Below are 18362 nucleotides of genomic sequence, written 5' to 3' on the forward strand. Positions count from 1 at the left end.
AAATCCCTCCTGCGTACCATGTTTGATCTGATACCTAATAAAGTTAGTATGCAGTGTCTTTTGATTAACTCAATATCTCCTTGAATTGTTTATTCTATAGCCTATAATGATAAACAAAAATAGACGATTGCCGAATAGCCTTGCACCTTTTCGGAGAAAATACCATGTATAAAGCCCCAAACGGACCATCATCGAATTCAGCTTATGCTCGTCGCCGGAGACGAAGGGGAGCAATTTTTCATTGGAATCGATGATGTCGCATAAAAACTTTATTCGATTATCAAGGCTCTCTGCCTTGTTGGTCCTATGCCGAAGGAAAGTCAGCCGTACCGGAATGCAACCCGGAGCAAGCCGTAACAAAGCACATTGTGGATAAGCTCGGATCCTCATATCTGGGGCAGCAAGATGGCTGTGAGGTCTATCAGCCTGGTGCGCAGCATGCAAAAAACAGCTAAAGCTAAGTCCGGAATGAAGAGGTGAACACAGATGAAGCTATTTGACTACTTGAAGTGGAGAAATGATGTGAGCCTCAAGGCAGCGCCGTTTAATGAAATCGACAATGTAATTTTGTCCTATCTCGCCTACGTGGATTTCGGAGCACTGTTGCGGGGACAGAAGCGGAGCATAAGCATCGAAACTTGCTTCAAACGTTTTTGCGAAAAACATGCCTTGGAGGAAGTGCGGGAGAGTAAGCACTTCATCGAGAGAGCACCGCTTTTACTCGAAGAAATGGTCCTCGGAGCGCGCTTCCGAGGGACGAAGGCCGCGCATTTCAAAGAGGTTTTTGACAAGGAAAAAGTTCAGCAGTTCGCGGCGCTCGTTTTTCTGCTTCCGGACGGAACCAAGTATGTCTCGTTTCGCGGTACGGACCTGAGTATCACTGGCTGGAAAGAGGACTTTTTGATGAGCTTCACCGCAGAGACTGAGGGAGCCAGAGAGGCGGTCTCCTATTTAAATCAAGTGGCTGCCTGCATGGACGGTGCGTTGATTCTGGGCGGGCATTCGAAAGGCGGAAATTTCGCAATGTACGCAGCTGCCTTTTGCGAAAAGGCGATCAAAGAACGCATTGTAAGAATCTATAATAACGACGGGCCGGGGTTTCGAGAGGAAATAATCGGCACCGAGGCATATCAGGAGTTACTGCCCAAAATAATGAGCATCGTTCCGCAGACTTCTATCATAGGTCAGTTGCTTTCCAACAGGGCGGAGCAGATTGTCGTGGAGAGCAGCGCGGTTGGCATTTTTCAACATGACGTGACGACCTGGGAAGTGACAAAGGACAAGTTTGTCAGAGCAAAATTAGATGCTTTCAGTGATTTCGTCAAGGTGTCACTTGGAGCCTGGCTTGAAACGCTGGACGATGAGACGAGGGAATCTCTGGTCTCTACCGTGTTTTCTATGATTGAAGCGACAGAGGCGGAGACCTTCCTGGAATTCGGAGAAAACCTGTTTAAGAACAGCGGGATTATCATCAAGGGACTGGGGGAACTCCCCAAAGAGAAGCGAAACGAATTGCTGACAGCGCTCAGGAGCTTGGCGCACGCCGGTGGGGCAACTGTGCTGAATAAAATTCCGAACATTGTTGATGGGAGGTCAGGGTGAAAAAGAACATCTGGGATATATATGCGCCGTTTTATACCCGCGTGATGCGGGGGGAGCGGAAGATGTATGCGTTTTTATATCGCCGCATTTCACAGTGGGTTCAGGGAAAAGAAGTGTTAGAGCTTGCCACGGGACCGGGACTGATCGCCAAAGAGATTGCACCGTTCGCAAAGAGTGTACTCGCGACAGACTATTCTGCGGGCATGATTGCCGAGGCAAGAAAAGGAGACTGTCCGTCAAACCTCCGCTTTGCGGTAGCGGATGCGCAGTCCCTGCCTTATAGAGACCAATCCTTTGATGTGGTCATCATTGCGAATGCGCTGCACCTGGTTCCTGATCCAAAGAGGGTGCTGCAGGAAATTGCACGAGTCTTGAGACCAGGGGGACTGCTGATCGCACCTAATTTTATGAGGCAGAAGATCAGCCGGCCGAGTAAGTTTTGGGCAAGCATTCTGCGGCTCATTGGCGTACCTTTTGTGCACCAGTGGACTACAGAGACTTATCTCGCGTTTTTGCAGCAAAACGGCTGGGATGTTGTTTTTGCCAAAGAAATCTTGGTGAGGATGCCGCTCCTCTATGCAGAGTGCAGGCGAAGGTAAAGAGGAGAAGGAGGCAGCTGCCCTGGTCTTACACTTATGAATCCTCGTCTACAGGCTGCCCATTATGAAGAATAACGACTCTGTAGGCAGTTTCTCGTGCTTTCTGAAGATGCGCGGCCATAGCCTGAGCCGCGCCTTCTTCATCGTCCTGGATCATACATTCAATAACTTTTAAATGCTCCTTGTTGGAACTTTCAACTCGCGCCGCGTTGTTATGTCCGCTGATATTCGACAGCCGCACAAACTGGTGTCGAAGCATCGAATAATACTCTATCAGAAGAGCGTTGCCGGACAGGGTGACAATTTCCATGTGGAACTGCACATCTTTTTCGAAAATATGGTCAAATTCCCTGGCGTACTGCGCGGAAAAGATACTGTGATAATTAAGTAACTTCTCCTTGCTGAAATTGCCGCCGTATCTGCGGAGCGCATCTAATTCAAAAAGCTCACGGATATTGTAGATATCGCCGATCAACTGTGCCGTTATATCAGTAACCCGAATGCCTTTTTTGGGGCGTATTTCTACAAGATGCTCCTTCTGGAGCAGCAGCATCGCTGCATGTATCGGCGTACGGCTGATATTCAGTTCCTGCTGAAGACCGATTTCATTTAACATGCTGCCTGGCGGATATTTGTTGGTAACAATCCGATCCAAAATAATATCATATGCGCTCTGACTTAGTCCTTTACCTGCCACATCATCGTCCTCATTACCCTAAAAGTCTGGATATAGCTTATTATCAGTCATATCGCACATTGTACTACGTTAAATATTTAATGTCATCAACAATCAGCCAGATAATCTGCAGATCCTTCAAAAGGTTGTCAAAGCACTACGCCGTCTTTAAAAATTGAGATTTCCCTGCACCCATGCTTCTCCGCAAGCGTCTTCTCACCGCCGGCTACCCGGAGTACATACTCAAGAAGACGATCGCCAGCTTCATCCAGCGTCTCTAGTCCTTCTGCAACTGTGCCCGCATTAAAATCGATCCAATCACGTTTACGATTATACAACGCGGTATTGCTTGAAATTTTTACCGTGGGAGCCGGCGCTCCAAAAGGAGTGCCCCGGCCAGTGGTGAACAGGATCAAGTGTGCTCCAGCAGCCGTAAGGTCGGTCGCCGACACCAAGTCATTTCCCGGACCCGACAATAAATTCAGGCCCTTTTTCTTGACTGTCTCCGCGTAGGATAATACATCGACAATCTGTGCGCTCCCGCCCTTCTGGACGCAGCCACAAGACTTATCCTCAAGGGTTGTGATTCCACCCTTCTTATTTCCCGGAGAAGGATTTTCATAGACAACCTGCCCGTGGTTTGTGAAGTAATTTTTGAAATTGTTTACCATCTGAACGGCTTTGTCAAACACATGCTTATTCTCACATCTGGCAAAAAGCATATTTTCCGCGCCAAACATTTCCGGCACTTCCGTCAGTACCGTCGAGCCGCCAAGTGAAATCAGCCTGTCGGAAAAGCGCCCCACTGCCGGATTTGCCGTGATCCCCGAGAGTCCGTCTGAACCGCCGCACTTCATCCCAACGACAAGTTCCGATGCAGGGATCTCTTCCCTTTTGAAAAGTCCGGCATATTCCGCCAAATCCTGCAGCAGCTGCGTTCCGACAGAAAGTTCATCATCAACGTCCTGGCAGAGCAGAAATTTAACCCGGTCCGGATCATATTCTCCGAGTTCTTCCTTGAACATGTCCATCTGCAGGTTTTCACAGCCAAGCCCCAGAACCAGTACGGCACCGGCATTCGGGTGCCGCACCAGGGCCGCCAGGAGCTTTTTTGTCTGTGCCAGATCGTCGCCCAATTGAGAACAGCCAAATGGATGCCCAAAATAGTACAATCCATCAATGGTTCCGTTGACCAGCTCCTGATTCTGTTCAACGAGCTGCCTGGCAATCCCGTTAACGCAGCCAACCGTCGGAATTATCCAGATTTCATTGCGTATGCCTGCACAGCCGCCTTTGCGTCGATAGCCCTGAAAAGTTTTCGCTTCCATCCTGGGCAGATCGTATACCTTGTGCTTGTACGCATACTGCGCATTTTCCGATAATTCCGTGACCGCATTATGTGTATGCACCCAGCTGCCGGCAGGAATGTCCTCTCTGGCCGCCGCTATGGTCGTTCCGTATTTGACAACCGGCTGTCCCTGACAGATTTCCGTAAGGGCAATTTTATGCCCACACGCAATCGGCTCCAAAGCGCTTACCTGATAGCCATCGACAGAGACGGGGGTGCCCTTCGCCAAATCCTCCAAGGCTACCGCCACATTATCAGACGGATTGATATGTATATATTTCACCATTCTCTCCTGAATTATGCGAGCACAGAAGCATATGCAGCTTCCGCACCTTTAGAACGGATCAGTTCAAGATCTTTCGCGACAAGTTCCTCAAGCCCCGGAATCTTTGTCAGATCCTGATCCCACATCTGCGTATTCACTAATACATCATGGACAAGTGTCTTCACATCGGCATCTTTGTGCTCCCAGTAAAAATCAAGTGCCCAGCCGTCATCCTGGATCTTATATTCATTTCCTGCGGGTCTCCTGGCAACCAGGCAGTCAGCTTCCCTTCTCTGAAGATCATTGCTGAAGAAAGCAATGTATGCGGCAAATCCCATGCACAGAGCTTCCGGCAGTTTGCCGAAATTTTCATGATACTCAAGAAGTGACGGGAGATCTCTTGCTTTCCACTTAGATGTGGAGTTCAGCGAGATGCTCATCAGCTGATGATCAACAAACGGGTTATTAAACCGGTCAGTCACCGCCGCCGCAAATTTCTCACAGTCCTCTTTATCCAGCGGAAGGATCGGAATAACCTCATCGAACAGAAGCTTATTCATGAATCCATGGATAATCTCATCCTGCATACATTCGCGAACAATATTCTTTCCCGCGAGATATGCGCCCAGGACAAAGCCCGTGTGCGCACCGTTTAAGATCCTGACTTTTCTCTTTTTGTACGGAGCAACCTCCGGTACAACATGGACATTGAGGCCGGCCTTCTTAAATGGCAGTTTATCCTCCAGCCACTGCGGCCCTTCAATATACCATACGCCAAAGACCTCTCCAACGTCTTTCAGATCGTCTTCATAGCCGTTGGTTCTGTCCATTTCAGCATTTTCATTGACATCCCTGATTCTGCCGGGAACAATCCGGTCAACCAAAGTCGAACAGAACAGACAGTCCTCGTTAATATACTTCTTAAAATCTTCTCCGAGATTCCAGTCATCTGCATGCTTCAGCACACACTTCTTCAACTCTTGGCCATTATTATCAATCAGTTCGCAGGAAAGGAAGACAATACCCCTTTTGCCCGCCTTAAACCGGTCATAGAGAAGAACCGCTGCCTTTGCGGGGAATGATACCGGCGGAAGCTGATCCGGCTTGCAGGACGGATCATAGGTAATGCCCGCCTCTGTCGTATTTGATGCCATATATTCCAGGCCATCAGAGACCGCGATCTCCTGAATCTTCTTCCAGTCTTCCGGATCATACGGGTTATAGCAGGCATAGACGGACGAAATTATTCTCTTGCGGTCTACCTTCTCACCATTCTCTGCACCGCGCAGATACAGGGTATACAATCCTTCCTGCTCATTGATTGCCTTGGTAAGCCCCTGTGCAATCGGCTGCACGAGGGCAACTTTTCCGTTCCAGCCAGCTTTTTCATTCGACATATCAAACCAGTAATCCACGAAAGCGCGCAGGAAATTCCCCTCTCCGAACTGGAGAACCTTCACCGGCGCGGCGCCTTTGCCGAGAACATAGCCATTGTAGCCGCTGTTTTTGAGGACTTCATAATTTAACTTCTTCATTTTCCAGGTCTCCTTAAGATAAAGGGACATACCGCAGTATATCGATAACTACTGAACATCGGCATGCCCCCATTAGCATTAGTAAATCAAATTAACAAGGAAAGTTGTAAAAGGCTCAACCCATGTCAGGAGCAGCAGATTGACCAGCAGAAGGATGTAATAGGGAACCGCCTCCTTAATAAATGCCGCTGTCTTGCACTTGGTTATTGAGCAGGTGACAAACATCAGTGTGCCCATCGGCGGGGAAAGTGCTCCAATCGCGTTATTGAAAATATAAATCATAGCGAACTGGATTTCGTTAATCCCCAATTCCTTGGCAATCGGCGCCAGCAGTGGAACCAGGATGATCATCGAAGCATTTCCCTCGATAAACATTCCGATAATCAGCAGGAAGATGTTGACGACAAGCAGGAAAATATACCTGTTATGCAGGGTCGCAATCATCCACTGCGTAAGCATCTGCGGAATTCTCTCATTAGTGAGCGTCCATGAAAATACCGATGCAGCTGCTACAATCAGCATGATCGCAGCAGTCGTTCCTACCGTATCCTTGAGGCACTTGCCCAGATCTTTAATTCTCAGTTCCCTGAAAATAATGCCCAGCAGGAGAGCATAAATAATCGATACAGCTCCTGCTTCTGTCGCGGTGAAGATGCCGACTCTGATTCCTCCGATGATGATAATCGGGAGCAGCAGCGGCAGGAAAGCCGGTTTAAACGCTTCCCAGAACTTCTTAGCCGTCATCTTCTCCGAGGTCAGCGTGGTATACCCTCTCTTCGCGGAGATATATCCGGTCAGGATCATCATTGTAATGCAGAGAAGGAGACCTACGCCAATACCGGAAACAAACAGCTTTCCGATCGACACATTCGCGATCGACCCATACAGGATCATCGCGATCCCCGGCGGGATAAGGGGAGTGATCATTGACGAAGCGGCTGTGACAACGCTGGAGAATTCCAGGGAAAACCCTTTCTCCACCATCGGCGGAACCATGATCTTGGATTCCATAGCCGCATCGGCAATATTAGACCCGGAAAGTCCGCCCATGATCGTCGACAGCAAGATATTTACCTGCGCGAGTCCGCCCGGAAGACGCCCGGTTATCTTCTCACAGAAATTCATAATTCTCTTCGTGACACCGGTATAATTCATCACGACGCCCGAGCACACAAAGAAAGGAATCGCCATGAGGGAGATACTCTCCGTGCCGCGAATCGCCTGCTGGGCGAAGATAGCCGCATTGATTCCCGGATTGGCGGCAAAATACACCATCGCGCCGCCGAGAACGGCAATGTAAACAGGCACTTTGAGGAACAGGAGGAGGAGCATAATTATTGCCGCAATACCTAATACATTACTCATTTTGCTGAATCGCCTCCTTTGCCTCTGATTTAACTCCCGTGATCACGCTGTAAAAATAGCTGATGATCATATCCACATAGGAAGGAAGTGCAATCCCGTAAATCAGTGAATAAGGTATATGGAGCATACTTGTTGATCTGCCGCTCTTAATCATTAATTGTATAAATGTCAATGTGTTGGCAAAAAGATAGCCGATCACCGCCATGACAACGACAGAAATTAACAGCTGAACCACTTTCTGCGTTGTTTTTGGCATTAAATCGACAACCATCTCAATTGCCGTGTGATTTCCCGTTCTAAAAGCTGCGCCGCCGCCTGCAAAGACGATCCACACCATGCACGCCAGCTGAACCTCTTCCAGCCATGTAAAAGGCTGTCCGAGAATATATCTCCAGATAACGCCCATGAAGGTCAGCACAACCAGAATGACAAGAACGGCAGATGCTATAATGAAATCCAAATTTCCCAGGATTGTAAGTGCTTTATTCTTCTTCATTATCATCACCGCTTGAAATCACAGGAGTAGATTGTCGAAAGGTCATCTACCCCTGTTCCGATTTATAAGAACCTACCGCTTTGTATCCGCCATCAGAGATCAGTTGGCACCCATAGCCTTCTTAACCGTATCATAGAGGCCGTCGCTCCAGCCGAAGTCCGAACCCAGATCGTAGAAGGCCTTCGCCTTATCCTTAAATCTCTGGAGTTCTTCCTCTGTGGGTTCATATACTGTGGTTCCCTCATCCTTCATCTTCTGAAGATAATCCTCCTCAGAACTATCCACATAGTTGTTGTTCTTCTCGCCCGCTTCTTCACAGGTTTCAGTAAGCCATTTCTGCTGGTCTTCCGTAAGACTGTTGTACCAGTCATTAGAGCAAACCCATGTAGTAAAGTTCAGGACATGTCCGTCCAGAATGAGATACGGAGCCACTTCATGAAGTTTTCTGCCATAAAGAGTTGCCACCGGATTTTCTGCGCCGTCAATGGTCTTTGTCTGCAGTGCCTGATATACATCATTCAGGGCCATACCGGTGGAAGTAGCGCCAAGAACGTCAAATCCCTTCGACTGAATCTCATTGGAAGGAACACGGATCTTCATCCCTTTAAGGTCATCTACCGCGTGAACCGGCTTAACTGTCAGGGTATGTCTGGCACCATACTTCCAATTAGAAGCAATGATATGCAGGCCCTTCGCCTCGAGCTTCTTGCACTGATCTTCGTACCAGTCAGACTTAATCAGCGTCCAGCACTGATCCCAGTTGTCAAACAGGAACGGTCCAAACAGGATACCCATATCCTTTACGCCGTAATCTGCGTAAAACGCGCCATCAGCCAGGGTAACCACATTCTCGCCGAGCAGCATCGAGTCAATGATGGACGACTTATCGCCAAGCTGGGAATCCGGATAAGTTTCGATTGCCATTGTGCCGCCGGATTTATCCGTGAGGATCTGCTTGGCGTCATCCCACGCCTTTCCCAGAGGCTCTGACTCCGAATTCTCATAAGCAACTCGTACAGTCACATCCGCGCTTCCGGAACCGGCGCCCTGTGCCTGAGTATCTGCGTTTCCCGCTTCTGTAGCAGCGCTGCCTGCTCCTGCACTCGCGCTGCTGCTTGCCGTACCGGCGCCACAGCCGGCAAATACGCCTGCAACCATTGCCCCTGTCACCAGCAGAGATAACGCCTTCTTCATTTCCATAAAGTTCTCCCTCCTGCCGCATCTGCAGCTTACATAAACAAAGCATTGATAACTGCTTGAATATCATTATGGCAATTGCTTATCTGACCTCGTTATAGTCAAAAGTCGAAAGATCGACCGGATCTCCAATATGAATAGAGACCTTCAGCATGTCTCCTTTATTATTCGCGAAATCAAAGAATGCCTTTGGCGCTTCATCCAGCTCATAGCTGTTGGTAATTACCTTGTCCAGAGGAGCTTTGCCGGCATTTACCAGATCAATCAGCTCAAGGAAATCTTTCCTCAGTGCGTTTCTCGATCCGAAGACGGAAAGCTCCTTCTTCTGAATGATGTTGAATGCAAAGTCAAGCGGCTTGTTTGCAACTCCAATCAGAACCATTCTTCCGCCAAAGCTTGCAGCATCGATACAATTCTGGAATGTTGACGGAAGTCCCACTGCTTCAATGGTTACATCAAATCCATTGCACACATGCTGTTTGTTGCCGCCGCCATCAACAAAATCTTCATACCCGGTGATCTCGCCAACCTGTCTCATGAAGCTGTCCGGATCTTTTAGATCATTGAAAATTACGTCATCGACAATTCCCATATTTTTGGCAATGTCAAGCTTGCCCTGCATCGTATCGGCGATATAAACCTCCGCACCGAGGGCATGTGCAGCCGTAGCCGCGAGGACGCCGATGGTTCCCGCACCGACAATCAGAACCTTTTCTCCCGGCTGAACCTTCGCTCTCTGCACTCCATGATAGGAAATGCAGAAGGGTTCAATCGCCGCAAGGAGTTTCGGATCCATTCCCTTGCCGTCATAGCATCGCTCAATTGGTATTGTGAAATATTCGCGGAAAGCCCCGTCTCTCTGGCAGCCAAGTGTCTGATTATTCATGCAGGCATTGAAATGTCCATGATTATCCGAATAGCAATGTCCGCAGTTCATATAAGGATTGCAGGTGACGATCATGCCCTTTTTAATGCCATAAGCGTTATCCTCATCCACATCAATGACCTGTGCGGAAAACTCGTGGCCCGGGATAAGCGGATAATTCGCATACGCAAAAGTTCCCTTATAAGAACCGTTATCGCTGCCGCAGATGCCGCCGTAAAGAATCTTCAATAATGCCTCGCCGGATTTTCTGACCGGTTTCTCTATTTCATCAATACTGACATACCCCTTGCTGACTTTTCTTGGATCTTGTTCATCAAAATCACAAGGTTTGGAAATCCGAATTGTTTTCATATCCCCTCCATCATCAGACCACATTAAACATTTCAAGGGCAGCAAATCTGTCAGAAGGAATGTTGCATTCATCAAGTCGGTTTCTTTCACATTCCGATCGATTATTATGCGGCCAATCCTCTGCAATTGCCGTATTTATATTATGTTGCATACATCATAAATTATACCATGCCTTGTTGTGTGTCAACAAATAATCCCATATCGTTATTAATTTCTACTTATTGCCCAATATCGTGCGGTCATTTTTGTTCATAAATATCGATTCTTTTTTCCGTTCTGCTCAAATTTTTATCTTCTTTTTCTGTTATTTACATCTTGAGCATTGTTGCATGCATCTTGCGCCCCCCCGATCAACCTCTCGACCTGCATCAGGGATGAGAATTATCCTTTTCGTCAGTTGTCCGGAATGATACAATAGAACGCAGAGTATCGGATCTGAGCAGGATTGTTCTGCTAAGTTTTCAACTCTCTATACTATATTCTTCTTCAATTATTAGAAAGTCGGTACAAGAAATGTTAGATATCCTGAGCAAGAAAGTTGACAAGAATTCGTACTATTACAAATATAAAAGACAGGCTTACCTGTTTGAAACCGCAGGCATTCTAGGAATCGGTATTTCGGTCGTCATCAATGAACTGACCGGCCGGCCAATGAACGCACTCGTTCTGATTATCGGAGGAATCGGAGCACTGCTGCTCATACTGGGAGGCTCAAGTTCTCAGCCTCATGTCCTGGTTAAGTCCTTCGCTGTACTGCTTACTAATGAGCCTACAAAAGAAAATGCCATCGAGTTTATCAAAGCGTTAGAATATTCAGGAACCGTCAGGCTGGTCCGGCATTCGCAGAATCTGGTCAGCATGGCTATCATGAAGTATGAGGGGATGCCCGATTCTGATCCTGAAGTTGTAAAAAAGTTAAAAGACACTGTCCGCGAGCATATAAAAAGCAAACTGATCTGAAGGATTTCCTCTCAAGCACAAATGTCCGGAGAGCGGTTTCCCTCAACAGGAAATCCGTTCTCCGGACATTCAGATATTCATCGGTATATACTTTGCAATAAAAATAATCAGGAATCCTGATCTTAAATCATCCCGGATAATATCCGTCGGCATACTTCTTCAGCGTCTCTCTAACCGCACCAGCCCCGGCGAGCTCTTCGCGGAAGAGCCGGATCACCGTGTCAGCAAGACCAGCCTCCTCCAGGTCTACGCCGAAGATCTGCGCATTGGTCAGCAGCGGAAGCACCGTGCGCTTTAACCTCCTCCGCGGAAGAAACAGTGCCCAGTGTGATTTTCTGTTGCCAAAGTGTTGCCACTCTCATAGAATACTCGCAAATGACCGCCTTGATTGATCACTCTATCGGTGGCAACTGCGACAAAGCAATTCTATTGTAAGCACTATTCTTTTTATCTTCCGGATGAGGCTCCAGACCAATGATGGTTATGGACTGCTGATCCGGTCCATACACCCAATACATTCGCATGGCACCGCTCGTCTTATTCTCCAGATAAGACTGCCAGACCCGTTCCCCATAGCGCTCCGTCAACTCTTCGATATCATGTGTCCGCAAGCCCGGATGCCTCGGATTGTCTGATAAGAGTTTTAATGCCTTGCCCCATTTTTTATAGAGGGATGTATCCTTCTTGCTGATGGCACCGGAGCGATATTAGCTTTGCAGTCTCGACCACAGGTCTTCCATTTCCGGTATGCCCATTCTTATAAGAAACTGCATTTCTCTATACCTCAGAAGTCGGAAATGTCGATCGGCGCCGATACTTTCCCCATCTTAAAGTTACGGATGGCCTGATCCATCTCCTCAAGCGTTCTTTCCGAAATCGTCTCCGGTGTGGTCAATTCCCGAGGTTCCAACATAATACAACCATTCTCATATTCACGAACATTGTAATATTGATATTTCGCTCCGCGAAGAGTTATACGCTTCTTGCTATCAATGTGTACATTATAATCCTTAATGGCTCCCATAAAAATTGCCTCCTTTAATTTGTGGGAAATCCCACAGCTAAAGTATATAGGCCGTTACCCTATTTGTCAATCCGATAGATGATGCTGTATAAATAAAGTTGACATCTTTGTTAATTGCTTTTCGAAGTTCCACCTGGAAATCTGAAAGATGGAACTTCGAATAGCAATTAACAAATGTTCTTATAAGTCTTATACAGAACACTTTTGTTGCGTTTTGTGTGCTTTTTGTGATAAAATATATAAAATGAAATCTACTTATTTTCAGAAAGGAGCTTTCCTATGATATCCGGACAAAAATTAAAAAAGCTTCGATTACTAAGAGACCTTACCCAGAAGGAACTCGCAATCAAAGCCGGATTAACCGATGCTGCCATACGAAATTATGAACTTGGAAATAGATCTCCAGCGAAAGAACAAATGCAAAAAATAGCACAGGCATTAGACTGTGATATTTCTGCCCTCACAGACCATGAACCGAACTCCATCCACGAGTTTATCCATATTATTTTTGACTACGAAAAAGAAATGAAGCTCAAACCGCTGATAGACGGAACCACCAGTGCTTTACTCTCACACGATATGAACTTCAACGATTTTCTTGTAGAATGGGATGAGATGAGAAAGAAACACTATAACGGCGAAATCACAGATGAAGAGTTTGAGGATTGGAAGCTGTCATTCCCTAAGAAATCAAGATTCTTGAGGAAAGACAGATAAGGACAGAGTTATGTGGCGAAATATTTTTATATAATAATGAAATAGTCAAATTAGTATTTGTAGAGTTAAGCAAAGTAACCTACGAGCAGTGCTACTTAGAAGAAAGGTGGTTATATACTGATGAATAAAATAGAAAAGAATAAACTTACGATACCAATATATCTTAATACAAAAATTGTATTTGATATGTTGGCGACAATTGAAGATGGTTTTGCAAAGGTTAAAAATGTTCAAACTTCAAAAAACAAAAATAGAGAAGATGATATAGGGGCAAACATTGGCACTAATAATCTGTTTGCATTTTTAAATGTAGGAATTCGCGGAAATCATAAAGGTAATTCAAGTAGTGGAGAAACTGTCGTTGAGGAAAGAACGCATACTCCTGTTTCTTTGTTCCAGCAGCTAAAGGAGCAATTAGACGATGCGAAGTTAATTAATCGAGATATTAAAAATTTAAACATTGGTGATTTTGTAGAAGTTCAAGGAACTCTAAAAAATAATCCCGTTATTGATATGCTGTCTGCTTTGAAAGAACTTATGGCATTGGCAAATTTATTTACGGACAACAAGTCTAAGAAGCCTCAAAGCAAAAAAGACAAGTTTATGGCAGATAATAGGTTCAATTCCCAAATAGATGCTTTGATTAAAGGTCTACAAGCAGATGGGAAAAAAGATATAATTTGTGAAGCAGATGGTACAAACATCGTTCTTCCAACAGATGAAAATTATTTTCTAAATAATAATATGAGCGAAGTTACTGATGGGAACTACAAAATATTAGGTAAGGTTATTCAAATTTGTATGGACGATGGTGAGATAAGCCTGCTTAGGAATACTGTTTTCTCTAAACTTCAATTAGATAAAATGAAGGAATTTCAAGATGTATTTTCTGATCCATCATTAATTCAGTTTGTTGGTGACGGTGGTATTAAGACTGTCATAAATGCACCGGTTATTATGATTATCCCAATTGCTATCTATATTTAAATGAATATATCCATAAGGTCTAAGCAGTTGATATACTGCTTAACAGGATCATATTTTCCTATAAAATTCGCACGGAATATCCACTCTGAAAGAGACACACAAAAAACCGCAGCACTCACGCTACGGTCTCATTTTATATCCAAATGCAAGCCACTGGGGGCTATCATTTCAATTATTCTTTTTGATGGTTTGTACCATTTGCGTACCGGGCAGAACAATTTCATTGCTCGTAAGCATTGATTTTGCTTACCACAGGAAATTCTGCCTCCTACTCCAACTCAATCGTCCCCGGCGGCTTGCTGCTGAGGTCATAGAGCACGCGGTTCACTCCTTTGACCTCGTTTACAATGCGGTTCATGATTCTCTGTAAAATCTCGAAGGGAATATTGGAACACTCCGCACTCATAAAATCATCCGTTTCGACGGCGCGAAGCACAACGGCATAATCGTAGGTCCGGAAGTCCCCCATAACGCCGACTGAGCGCATATTGCTTAAAGCTGCAAAATACTGGCTGATCTTTCTTTCAAGCCCCGCCCTCTTAATCTCCTCCCGGTAGATAAAATCGGCATCTCGGACGATGCGGAGCTTTTCCTCCGTGACCTCTCCGATGATGCGGACGCCGAGTCCCGGACCCGGAAAGGGCTGGCGATAGACGAGGGACTCCGGGAGCCCGAGCTCCAGGCCGACGCGGCGCACCTCGTCCTTAAAGAGATCCCGGAGGGGCTCAATGATGCCGCGAAATTCGATATTCTTCGGAAGCCCTCCCACATTATGGTGGGACTTGATGACGGCGCCGTTCCCGAGCCCGGACTCTACGACATCCGCGTAGATCGTCCCCTGGGCGAGAAAGTCCACTGCCCCGATCTTCTTCGCCTCCTGCTCGAAAATGCGGATAAACTGCTCTCCGATGATCCTCCTCTTCTGCTCCGGCTCCTCCACTCCCCGTAGCTTCTCCAGATACAGGGGCCCGGCATTGACACGGATAAAGTTCAGATCGTACTTTCCCGTCGGCCCGAAGACGGCCTCCACCTCGTCCCCCTCGTACTTTCGAAGCAGGCCATGGTCCACAAAAACGCAGCTGAGCTGTCTCCCGATCGCCTTGGACAAAAGCGTCGCCGCGACGGAGCTGTCCACGCCGCCGGAGAGGGCGAGCAGGACCTTCCCTCCGCCGACCTTCTCCCGGATCGCCTCGATCTGGTCCGAGACAAAGCTGTCCATCCTCCAGTCCCCGCGGAAATGGCAGATATCATAGAGGAAGGCGTGGATCATCTTCCTCCCCTCCACGCTGTGCTGCACCTCCGGATGGAACTGAAGGGCATAGATGCCCCGCTTCTTATCCTCCATCGCGGCAATCGGGCAGTTTTCCGTGCTCCCGGTGATGGAAAATCCCTCCGGCGCCCTCGCAATATAATCGGTATGAGACATCCATACGCTCGTTCGCTCCGATACCTCCCGGAAAAGTCCCGCGCTTCGGTCTACCGAGAGCTCCGTCCTCCCGTATTCACTGATCGGCGCCTTTTTCACCTCTCCGCCAAGCTCGTAGGCGATGAGCTGCGCCCCGTAGCAAAAGCCCAGGATGGGGATCCCCATATCGAAGATCCGGGGGTCTATGTGCTGACTCTCCTCCCGGTAGACGGACTGCGGCCCCCCGGTAAAGATGATGCCCTTCGGCCTGCGCTCACGGAGCTTTTCGAGGTCGATGTCCGAGCGGTAGATCTCCGCATAGACGCCCTCATCCCGCACCCTTCTCGCGATCAGCTGATTGTACTGTCCGCCGAAATCCAAAACGGCAAGCAGTTCTTTCTCCATCCTTCTCCCCCTCTTTATAAGCCTCTGCAAATCTTTGTAATATATGCTGTTCTCCGCTACGGAAATACCGCGCCGGGAGCGGACGCCCGGCTGAGTCACTGCAATCGGGACGGCAGAGCCAGACCTAAAAGCGCTCCCGCTCACTCTCTATGCCATTGTACCTTGTAATATGATTTCTATCCAGAGTGCGGAAAAAGATTTTTGCGTTTTTTCGGGAGATTCCCGTCTCATCCCTCAGCCGGTCGATCGTGAGCTTCCCGCTCTCTGAAAGCTCCTGCTCGGAGAGAAGAAGGAGCTTCTTATAGATGCTGTTCAGCGTGCAGTATTCCTCGTCCAGCTTCACGATGGTCTTCTTATCGAAGAGGCAGTCTGAAACATCATTGACCCAGGGCTCCAGCTCCTTTGGGAAGGAAATATCCCGGATCCTCAGAAAGGAAAGTCCGGTCTTTTGCAGGGAATTTACGATCCGGTTTGAGATCTCCGTATAGCGCGCGTCCTTTTTCACCCGATATCCCGCGGCGGATACTCTGTCCTTATTCTTCCAGATCCTCTTTTCCTCATTCCATGCATCGAGAAGCAAAAGATAAAGCTTCGTATCGAGCTCCGGAAAGATTCGGCTTCGAAGCACCATCTGCTTTTCTCCCGCCCGATAGGGATAGGCTTTGTGGAAGTCCGAAAGATACTTCTCCAGCTCTTCGAGCTTTTTTTCCAGAAGCTCCTCGCTGAACACATAGCGCTCCGGGCCGGAGGAAAGGATCCGAAGCTCTCCCTTTTGTCTCAGCGCCTCTGCCATTTCAGAGAGCTCTGAATCCCGGAGCTGCATCTCCCTTTTTAAGGCGGAGAAGGAAGCAAAGCCTCCCCTGCTCCTCCTGAGCTTCTCCCGAAGGACCGCGTCCTGACTCCCCCTCTCGAGCTCCAGGAGCTCAAGATACGCGGCTCTCCCTCTCCGGTGCTTTCCCCTTGGCACGGGGTCGATGATGCATCCTCCGCCGAGAGTCTCCCGGATGGACTCATCCCGGAGGATGAAGCGATCCCCCCGGCTCGCCGCGGCCGGCTCCTCCAGCTGAAGCTGCGCGAGTGCACTTTCTCCATTTCGGACCTCTTCCAGGGATGCCTTGAGAAGGACGAGCTTCGCGCGGATATGCGCCGTGCCGAGGAGGAGCTCCAGGTGCGCGTTGTGGCGAATGCTTCTCCCCGCATCATTCAGACTGCGGATCCTCACATCGAGGAGGAGGGAAGGGCACATGGAGTGCGGCTCTGCGAGGACCGCGCCCCGTCTCAGCTCCTGCTTTTCAATCCCCGAAAGATTCAGAGCAGTGCGTTCCCCTGCGAGCGCTCTCTCCGCGTCCGTGCCGTAGACCTGGACATTCCGGATCCTGACGAGCCGCTCTTCGGGATAGATCATGGCGCTGTCCTGGCTGTGGATCCTTCCGGATAGGAGAGTCCCCGTGACGATCGTGCCCTGGCCCGGGATCGAGAAAACGCGGTCGATCGGAAGGCGGAAGACTCCCTCCGGGGATTTCCCCCTAAGCTCTCTCCCGCCCTCGCTGATCGCCCGCGAAAGCTCCGCGATTCCCTCCCCGCTCTTTGCGGAGACCGGATAGATCCCGGCCCCCGCGTAGGCCGTTTCGGAGAGATAGCTCCGAATCTCCTCCTCCCGGAGAGAGACCTGCTCCGGCCCTGCGAGATCCGTCTTTGTGAGCGCGACGATGAGCTTCGGAATCTGCAGAAGCTCCAGGATCGAGAGATGCTCCCGGGTCTGCGGCATGATCCCCTCTGCCGCGGAGATCACAAGCAGAGCGAGATCCATGCCCACCGCGCCGGCGGCCATGGTCTTTACGAATTTTTCATGCCCCGGCGTGTCGACGATACCGATGATATGTCCGTCTTCTCCCGTAAAGGAGGTGAAGCCGAGCTCGATCGTGATGCCCCGCCGCTTCTCCTCCTCCAGCCGGTCCGTGTCACAGCCGGTCAGCGCCTTGATGAGCGCTGTCTTTCCATGATCGATATGTCCCGCTGTTCCGACGATGATGGGGTGCTCCTCCGGCCCCGCCGGAGCGCTATTTTCCATTTTCTCTCTTCCTCATCTTGAGCTTGAGAAGTGCGGCGGCCTTCCTCGCATCCCGCTCGTCCAGGTTGTTCTCTCCGACCACATTGGTCTCGATCCCTTCCGCGCTCTTATTGATGTCCACGATCGTATCCATGTACTCATTGCTCACGACAAACTGGGCCTGCGTCCCGACGAAGCTGACGCCGACGACGGAGATGCCCCGCTTCCCGATCTCCTCAATCGCGTGGGCGAAGTCCACATTGCTGTTCCCCCAGCTGTCCTCACTCACGACGGCGCCGTCTGCCCTCATCGCCTCCAGCCAGGCGGCGACGCGCTCTCCGGTGAAATATTTATTCTCATTGTCCTGCGGGATACCGGCGATGACGATCCCCAGAAGATCCAGGTCCTGGTCCTCAGAGAGAACCGAAAGCAGCGGATCTCTGAAATGATGAAGTGTGGTTTCCTTTGTAGAGGGTCCGATCCCCATAATTCCT

At 48.7% G+C, this 18362-nt stretch carries 17 protein-coding genes; 5 read left to right on the plus strand and 12 right to left on the minus strand.

Annotated features, from left to right (window positions below; translation table 11 throughout):
• Nucleotides 1-486 precede the first annotated feature (486 nt).
• Both HMPREF1986_RS11815 and HMPREF1986_RS11820 read left to right on the plus strand, forming a co-directional pair.
• Nucleotides 487-1602 (plus strand): Mbeg1-like protein, encoded by a 1116-nt coding sequence (locus HMPREF1986_RS11815; RefSeq protein WP_021775089.1) that lies wholly within the window; start codon nucleotides 487-489, stop codon nucleotides 1600-1602.
• Nucleotides 1599-2201 (plus strand): class I SAM-dependent methyltransferase, encoded by a 603-nt coding sequence (locus HMPREF1986_RS11820; RefSeq protein ID WP_021775090.1) that lies wholly within the window; start codon nucleotides 1599-1601, stop codon nucleotides 2199-2201. Before HMPREF1986_RS11815 ends, HMPREF1986_RS11820 begins: the two co-directional genes overlap by 4 nt.
• Before the next feature lie 34 nt (nucleotides 2202-2235).
• Here HMPREF1986_RS11820 and HMPREF1986_RS12695 read toward each other — a convergent pair whose 3' ends face one another.
• The 7 genes from HMPREF1986_RS12695 to HMPREF1986_RS11855 all read right to left on the minus strand — a co-directional run bounded on the left by HMPREF1986_RS12695 (nucleotide 2236) and on the right by HMPREF1986_RS11855 (nucleotide 10320).
• Nucleotides 2236-2898 (minus strand): GntR family transcriptional regulator, encoded by a 663-nt coding sequence (locus HMPREF1986_RS12695; protein WP_051273934.1) that lies wholly within the window; start codon nucleotides 2896-2898, stop codon nucleotides 2236-2238.
• Between the two features lie 128 nt (nucleotides 2899-3026).
• On the minus strand, nucleotides 3027-4511 hold the full coding sequence (locus tag HMPREF1986_RS11830; RefSeq protein ID WP_021775092.1) for a UxaA family hydrolase: 1485 nt from the start codon (nucleotides 4509-4511) through the stop codon (nucleotides 3027-3029).
• Nucleotides 4512-4522: 11 nt separating this feature from the next.
• Nucleotides 4523-6025 (minus strand): tagaturonate reductase, encoded by a 1503-nt coding sequence (locus HMPREF1986_RS11835; RefSeq protein ID WP_036600592.1) that lies wholly within the window; start codon nucleotides 6023-6025, stop codon nucleotides 4523-4525.
• A gap of 78 nt (nucleotides 6026-6103) precedes the next feature.
• Nucleotides 6104-7390: a TRAP transporter large permease gene (locus HMPREF1986_RS11840; RefSeq protein WP_021775094.1), complete on the minus strand. Its 1287-nt coding sequence runs from the start codon at nucleotides 7388-7390 to the stop codon at nucleotides 6104-6106.
• A complete protein-coding gene (locus HMPREF1986_RS11845) occupies nucleotides 7383-7886 on the minus strand; it encodes a TRAP transporter small permease (RefSeq protein WP_242837391.1) in 504 nt (167 codons plus the stop codon). The genes HMPREF1986_RS11840 and HMPREF1986_RS11845 overlap by 8 nt, the downstream gene beginning before the upstream one ends.
• Before the next feature lie 99 nt (nucleotides 7887-7985).
• Nucleotides 7986-9086: a C4-dicarboxylate TRAP transporter substrate-binding protein gene (locus HMPREF1986_RS11850; protein WP_021775096.1), complete on the minus strand. Its 1101-nt coding sequence runs from the start codon at nucleotides 9084-9086 to the stop codon at nucleotides 7986-7988.
• A 79-nt stretch (nucleotides 9087-9165) separates the two neighbouring features.
• Nucleotides 9166-10320, minus strand: a complete 1155-nt coding sequence (locus HMPREF1986_RS11855) for a zinc-binding dehydrogenase (RefSeq protein ID WP_051273935.1) — start codon at nucleotides 10318-10320, stop codon at nucleotides 9166-9168.
• Between the two features lie 513 nt (nucleotides 10321-10833).
• Between HMPREF1986_RS11855 and HMPREF1986_RS11860 the strand changes: the two genes are divergently transcribed.
• Entirely contained in the window at nucleotides 10834-11280 is a 447-nt protein-coding gene (locus HMPREF1986_RS11860) for a hypothetical protein (RefSeq protein WP_021775098.1), read from the plus strand.
• Between the two features lie 127 nt (nucleotides 11281-11407).
• On the opposite strand, the gene HMPREF1986_RS13205 is transcribed toward HMPREF1986_RS11860, so the two are convergent.
• Together HMPREF1986_RS13205 and HMPREF1986_RS11865 are read right to left on the minus strand one after the other, a co-directional pair.
• Nucleotides 11408-11566, minus strand: coding sequence for a hypothetical protein (locus HMPREF1986_RS13205; protein ID WP_021775099.1), 159 nt, complete (start codon nucleotides 11564-11566; stop codon nucleotides 11408-11410).
• Between the two features lie 498 nt (nucleotides 11567-12064).
• Nucleotides 12065-12304 (minus strand): hypothetical protein, encoded by a 240-nt coding sequence (locus HMPREF1986_RS11865; RefSeq protein WP_021775101.1) that lies wholly within the window; start codon nucleotides 12302-12304, stop codon nucleotides 12065-12067.
• A 279-nt stretch (nucleotides 12305-12583) separates the two neighbouring features.
• On the opposite strand from HMPREF1986_RS11865, the gene HMPREF1986_RS11870 reads away from it, so the two are divergent.
• Together HMPREF1986_RS11870 and HMPREF1986_RS11875 are read left to right on the plus strand one after the other, a co-directional pair.
• Entirely contained in the window at nucleotides 12584-13021 is a 438-nt protein-coding gene (locus HMPREF1986_RS11870; protein ID WP_021775102.1) for a helix-turn-helix domain-containing protein, read from the plus strand.
• Nucleotides 13022-13141: 120 nt separating this feature from the next.
• Complete coding sequence (locus tag HMPREF1986_RS11875; protein WP_021775103.1) at nucleotides 13142-14008, plus strand: DUF6414 family protein; 867 nt, start codon at nucleotides 13142-13144, stop codon at nucleotides 14006-14008.
• Between the two features lie 268 nt (nucleotides 14009-14276).
• Here HMPREF1986_RS11875 and guaA read toward each other — a convergent pair whose 3' ends face one another.
• From guaA to HMPREF1986_RS11890, 3 genes are all read right to left on the minus strand, one after another.
• Complete coding sequence (guaA, locus tag HMPREF1986_RS11880) at nucleotides 14277-15818, minus strand: glutamine-hydrolyzing GMP synthase (RefSeq protein WP_036600618.1); 1542 nt, start codon at nucleotides 15816-15818, stop codon at nucleotides 14277-14279.
• A gap of 124 nt (nucleotides 15819-15942) precedes the next feature.
• Entirely contained in the window at nucleotides 15943-17889 is a 1947-nt protein-coding gene (selB, locus tag HMPREF1986_RS11885) for a selenocysteine-specific translation elongation factor (RefSeq protein ID WP_021775106.1), read from the minus strand.
• Nucleotides 17879-18355 carry a glycine/sarcosine/betaine reductase component B subunit gene (locus HMPREF1986_RS11890; RefSeq protein ID WP_009214411.1) on the minus strand — a complete coding sequence of 159 codons (477 nt, stop codon included), beginning with the start codon at nucleotides 18353-18355 and terminating at the stop codon, nucleotides 17879-17881. The genes selB and HMPREF1986_RS11890 overlap by 11 nt, the downstream gene beginning before the upstream one ends.
• Nucleotides 18356-18362: the final 7 nt, after the last annotated feature.

Origin of the sequence: Oribacterium sp. oral taxon 078 str. F0263, assembly GCF_000469565.1 — a bacterium.
Classification (GTDB): Bacteria; Bacillota; Clostridia; order Lachnospirales; family Lachnospiraceae; genus Oribacterium.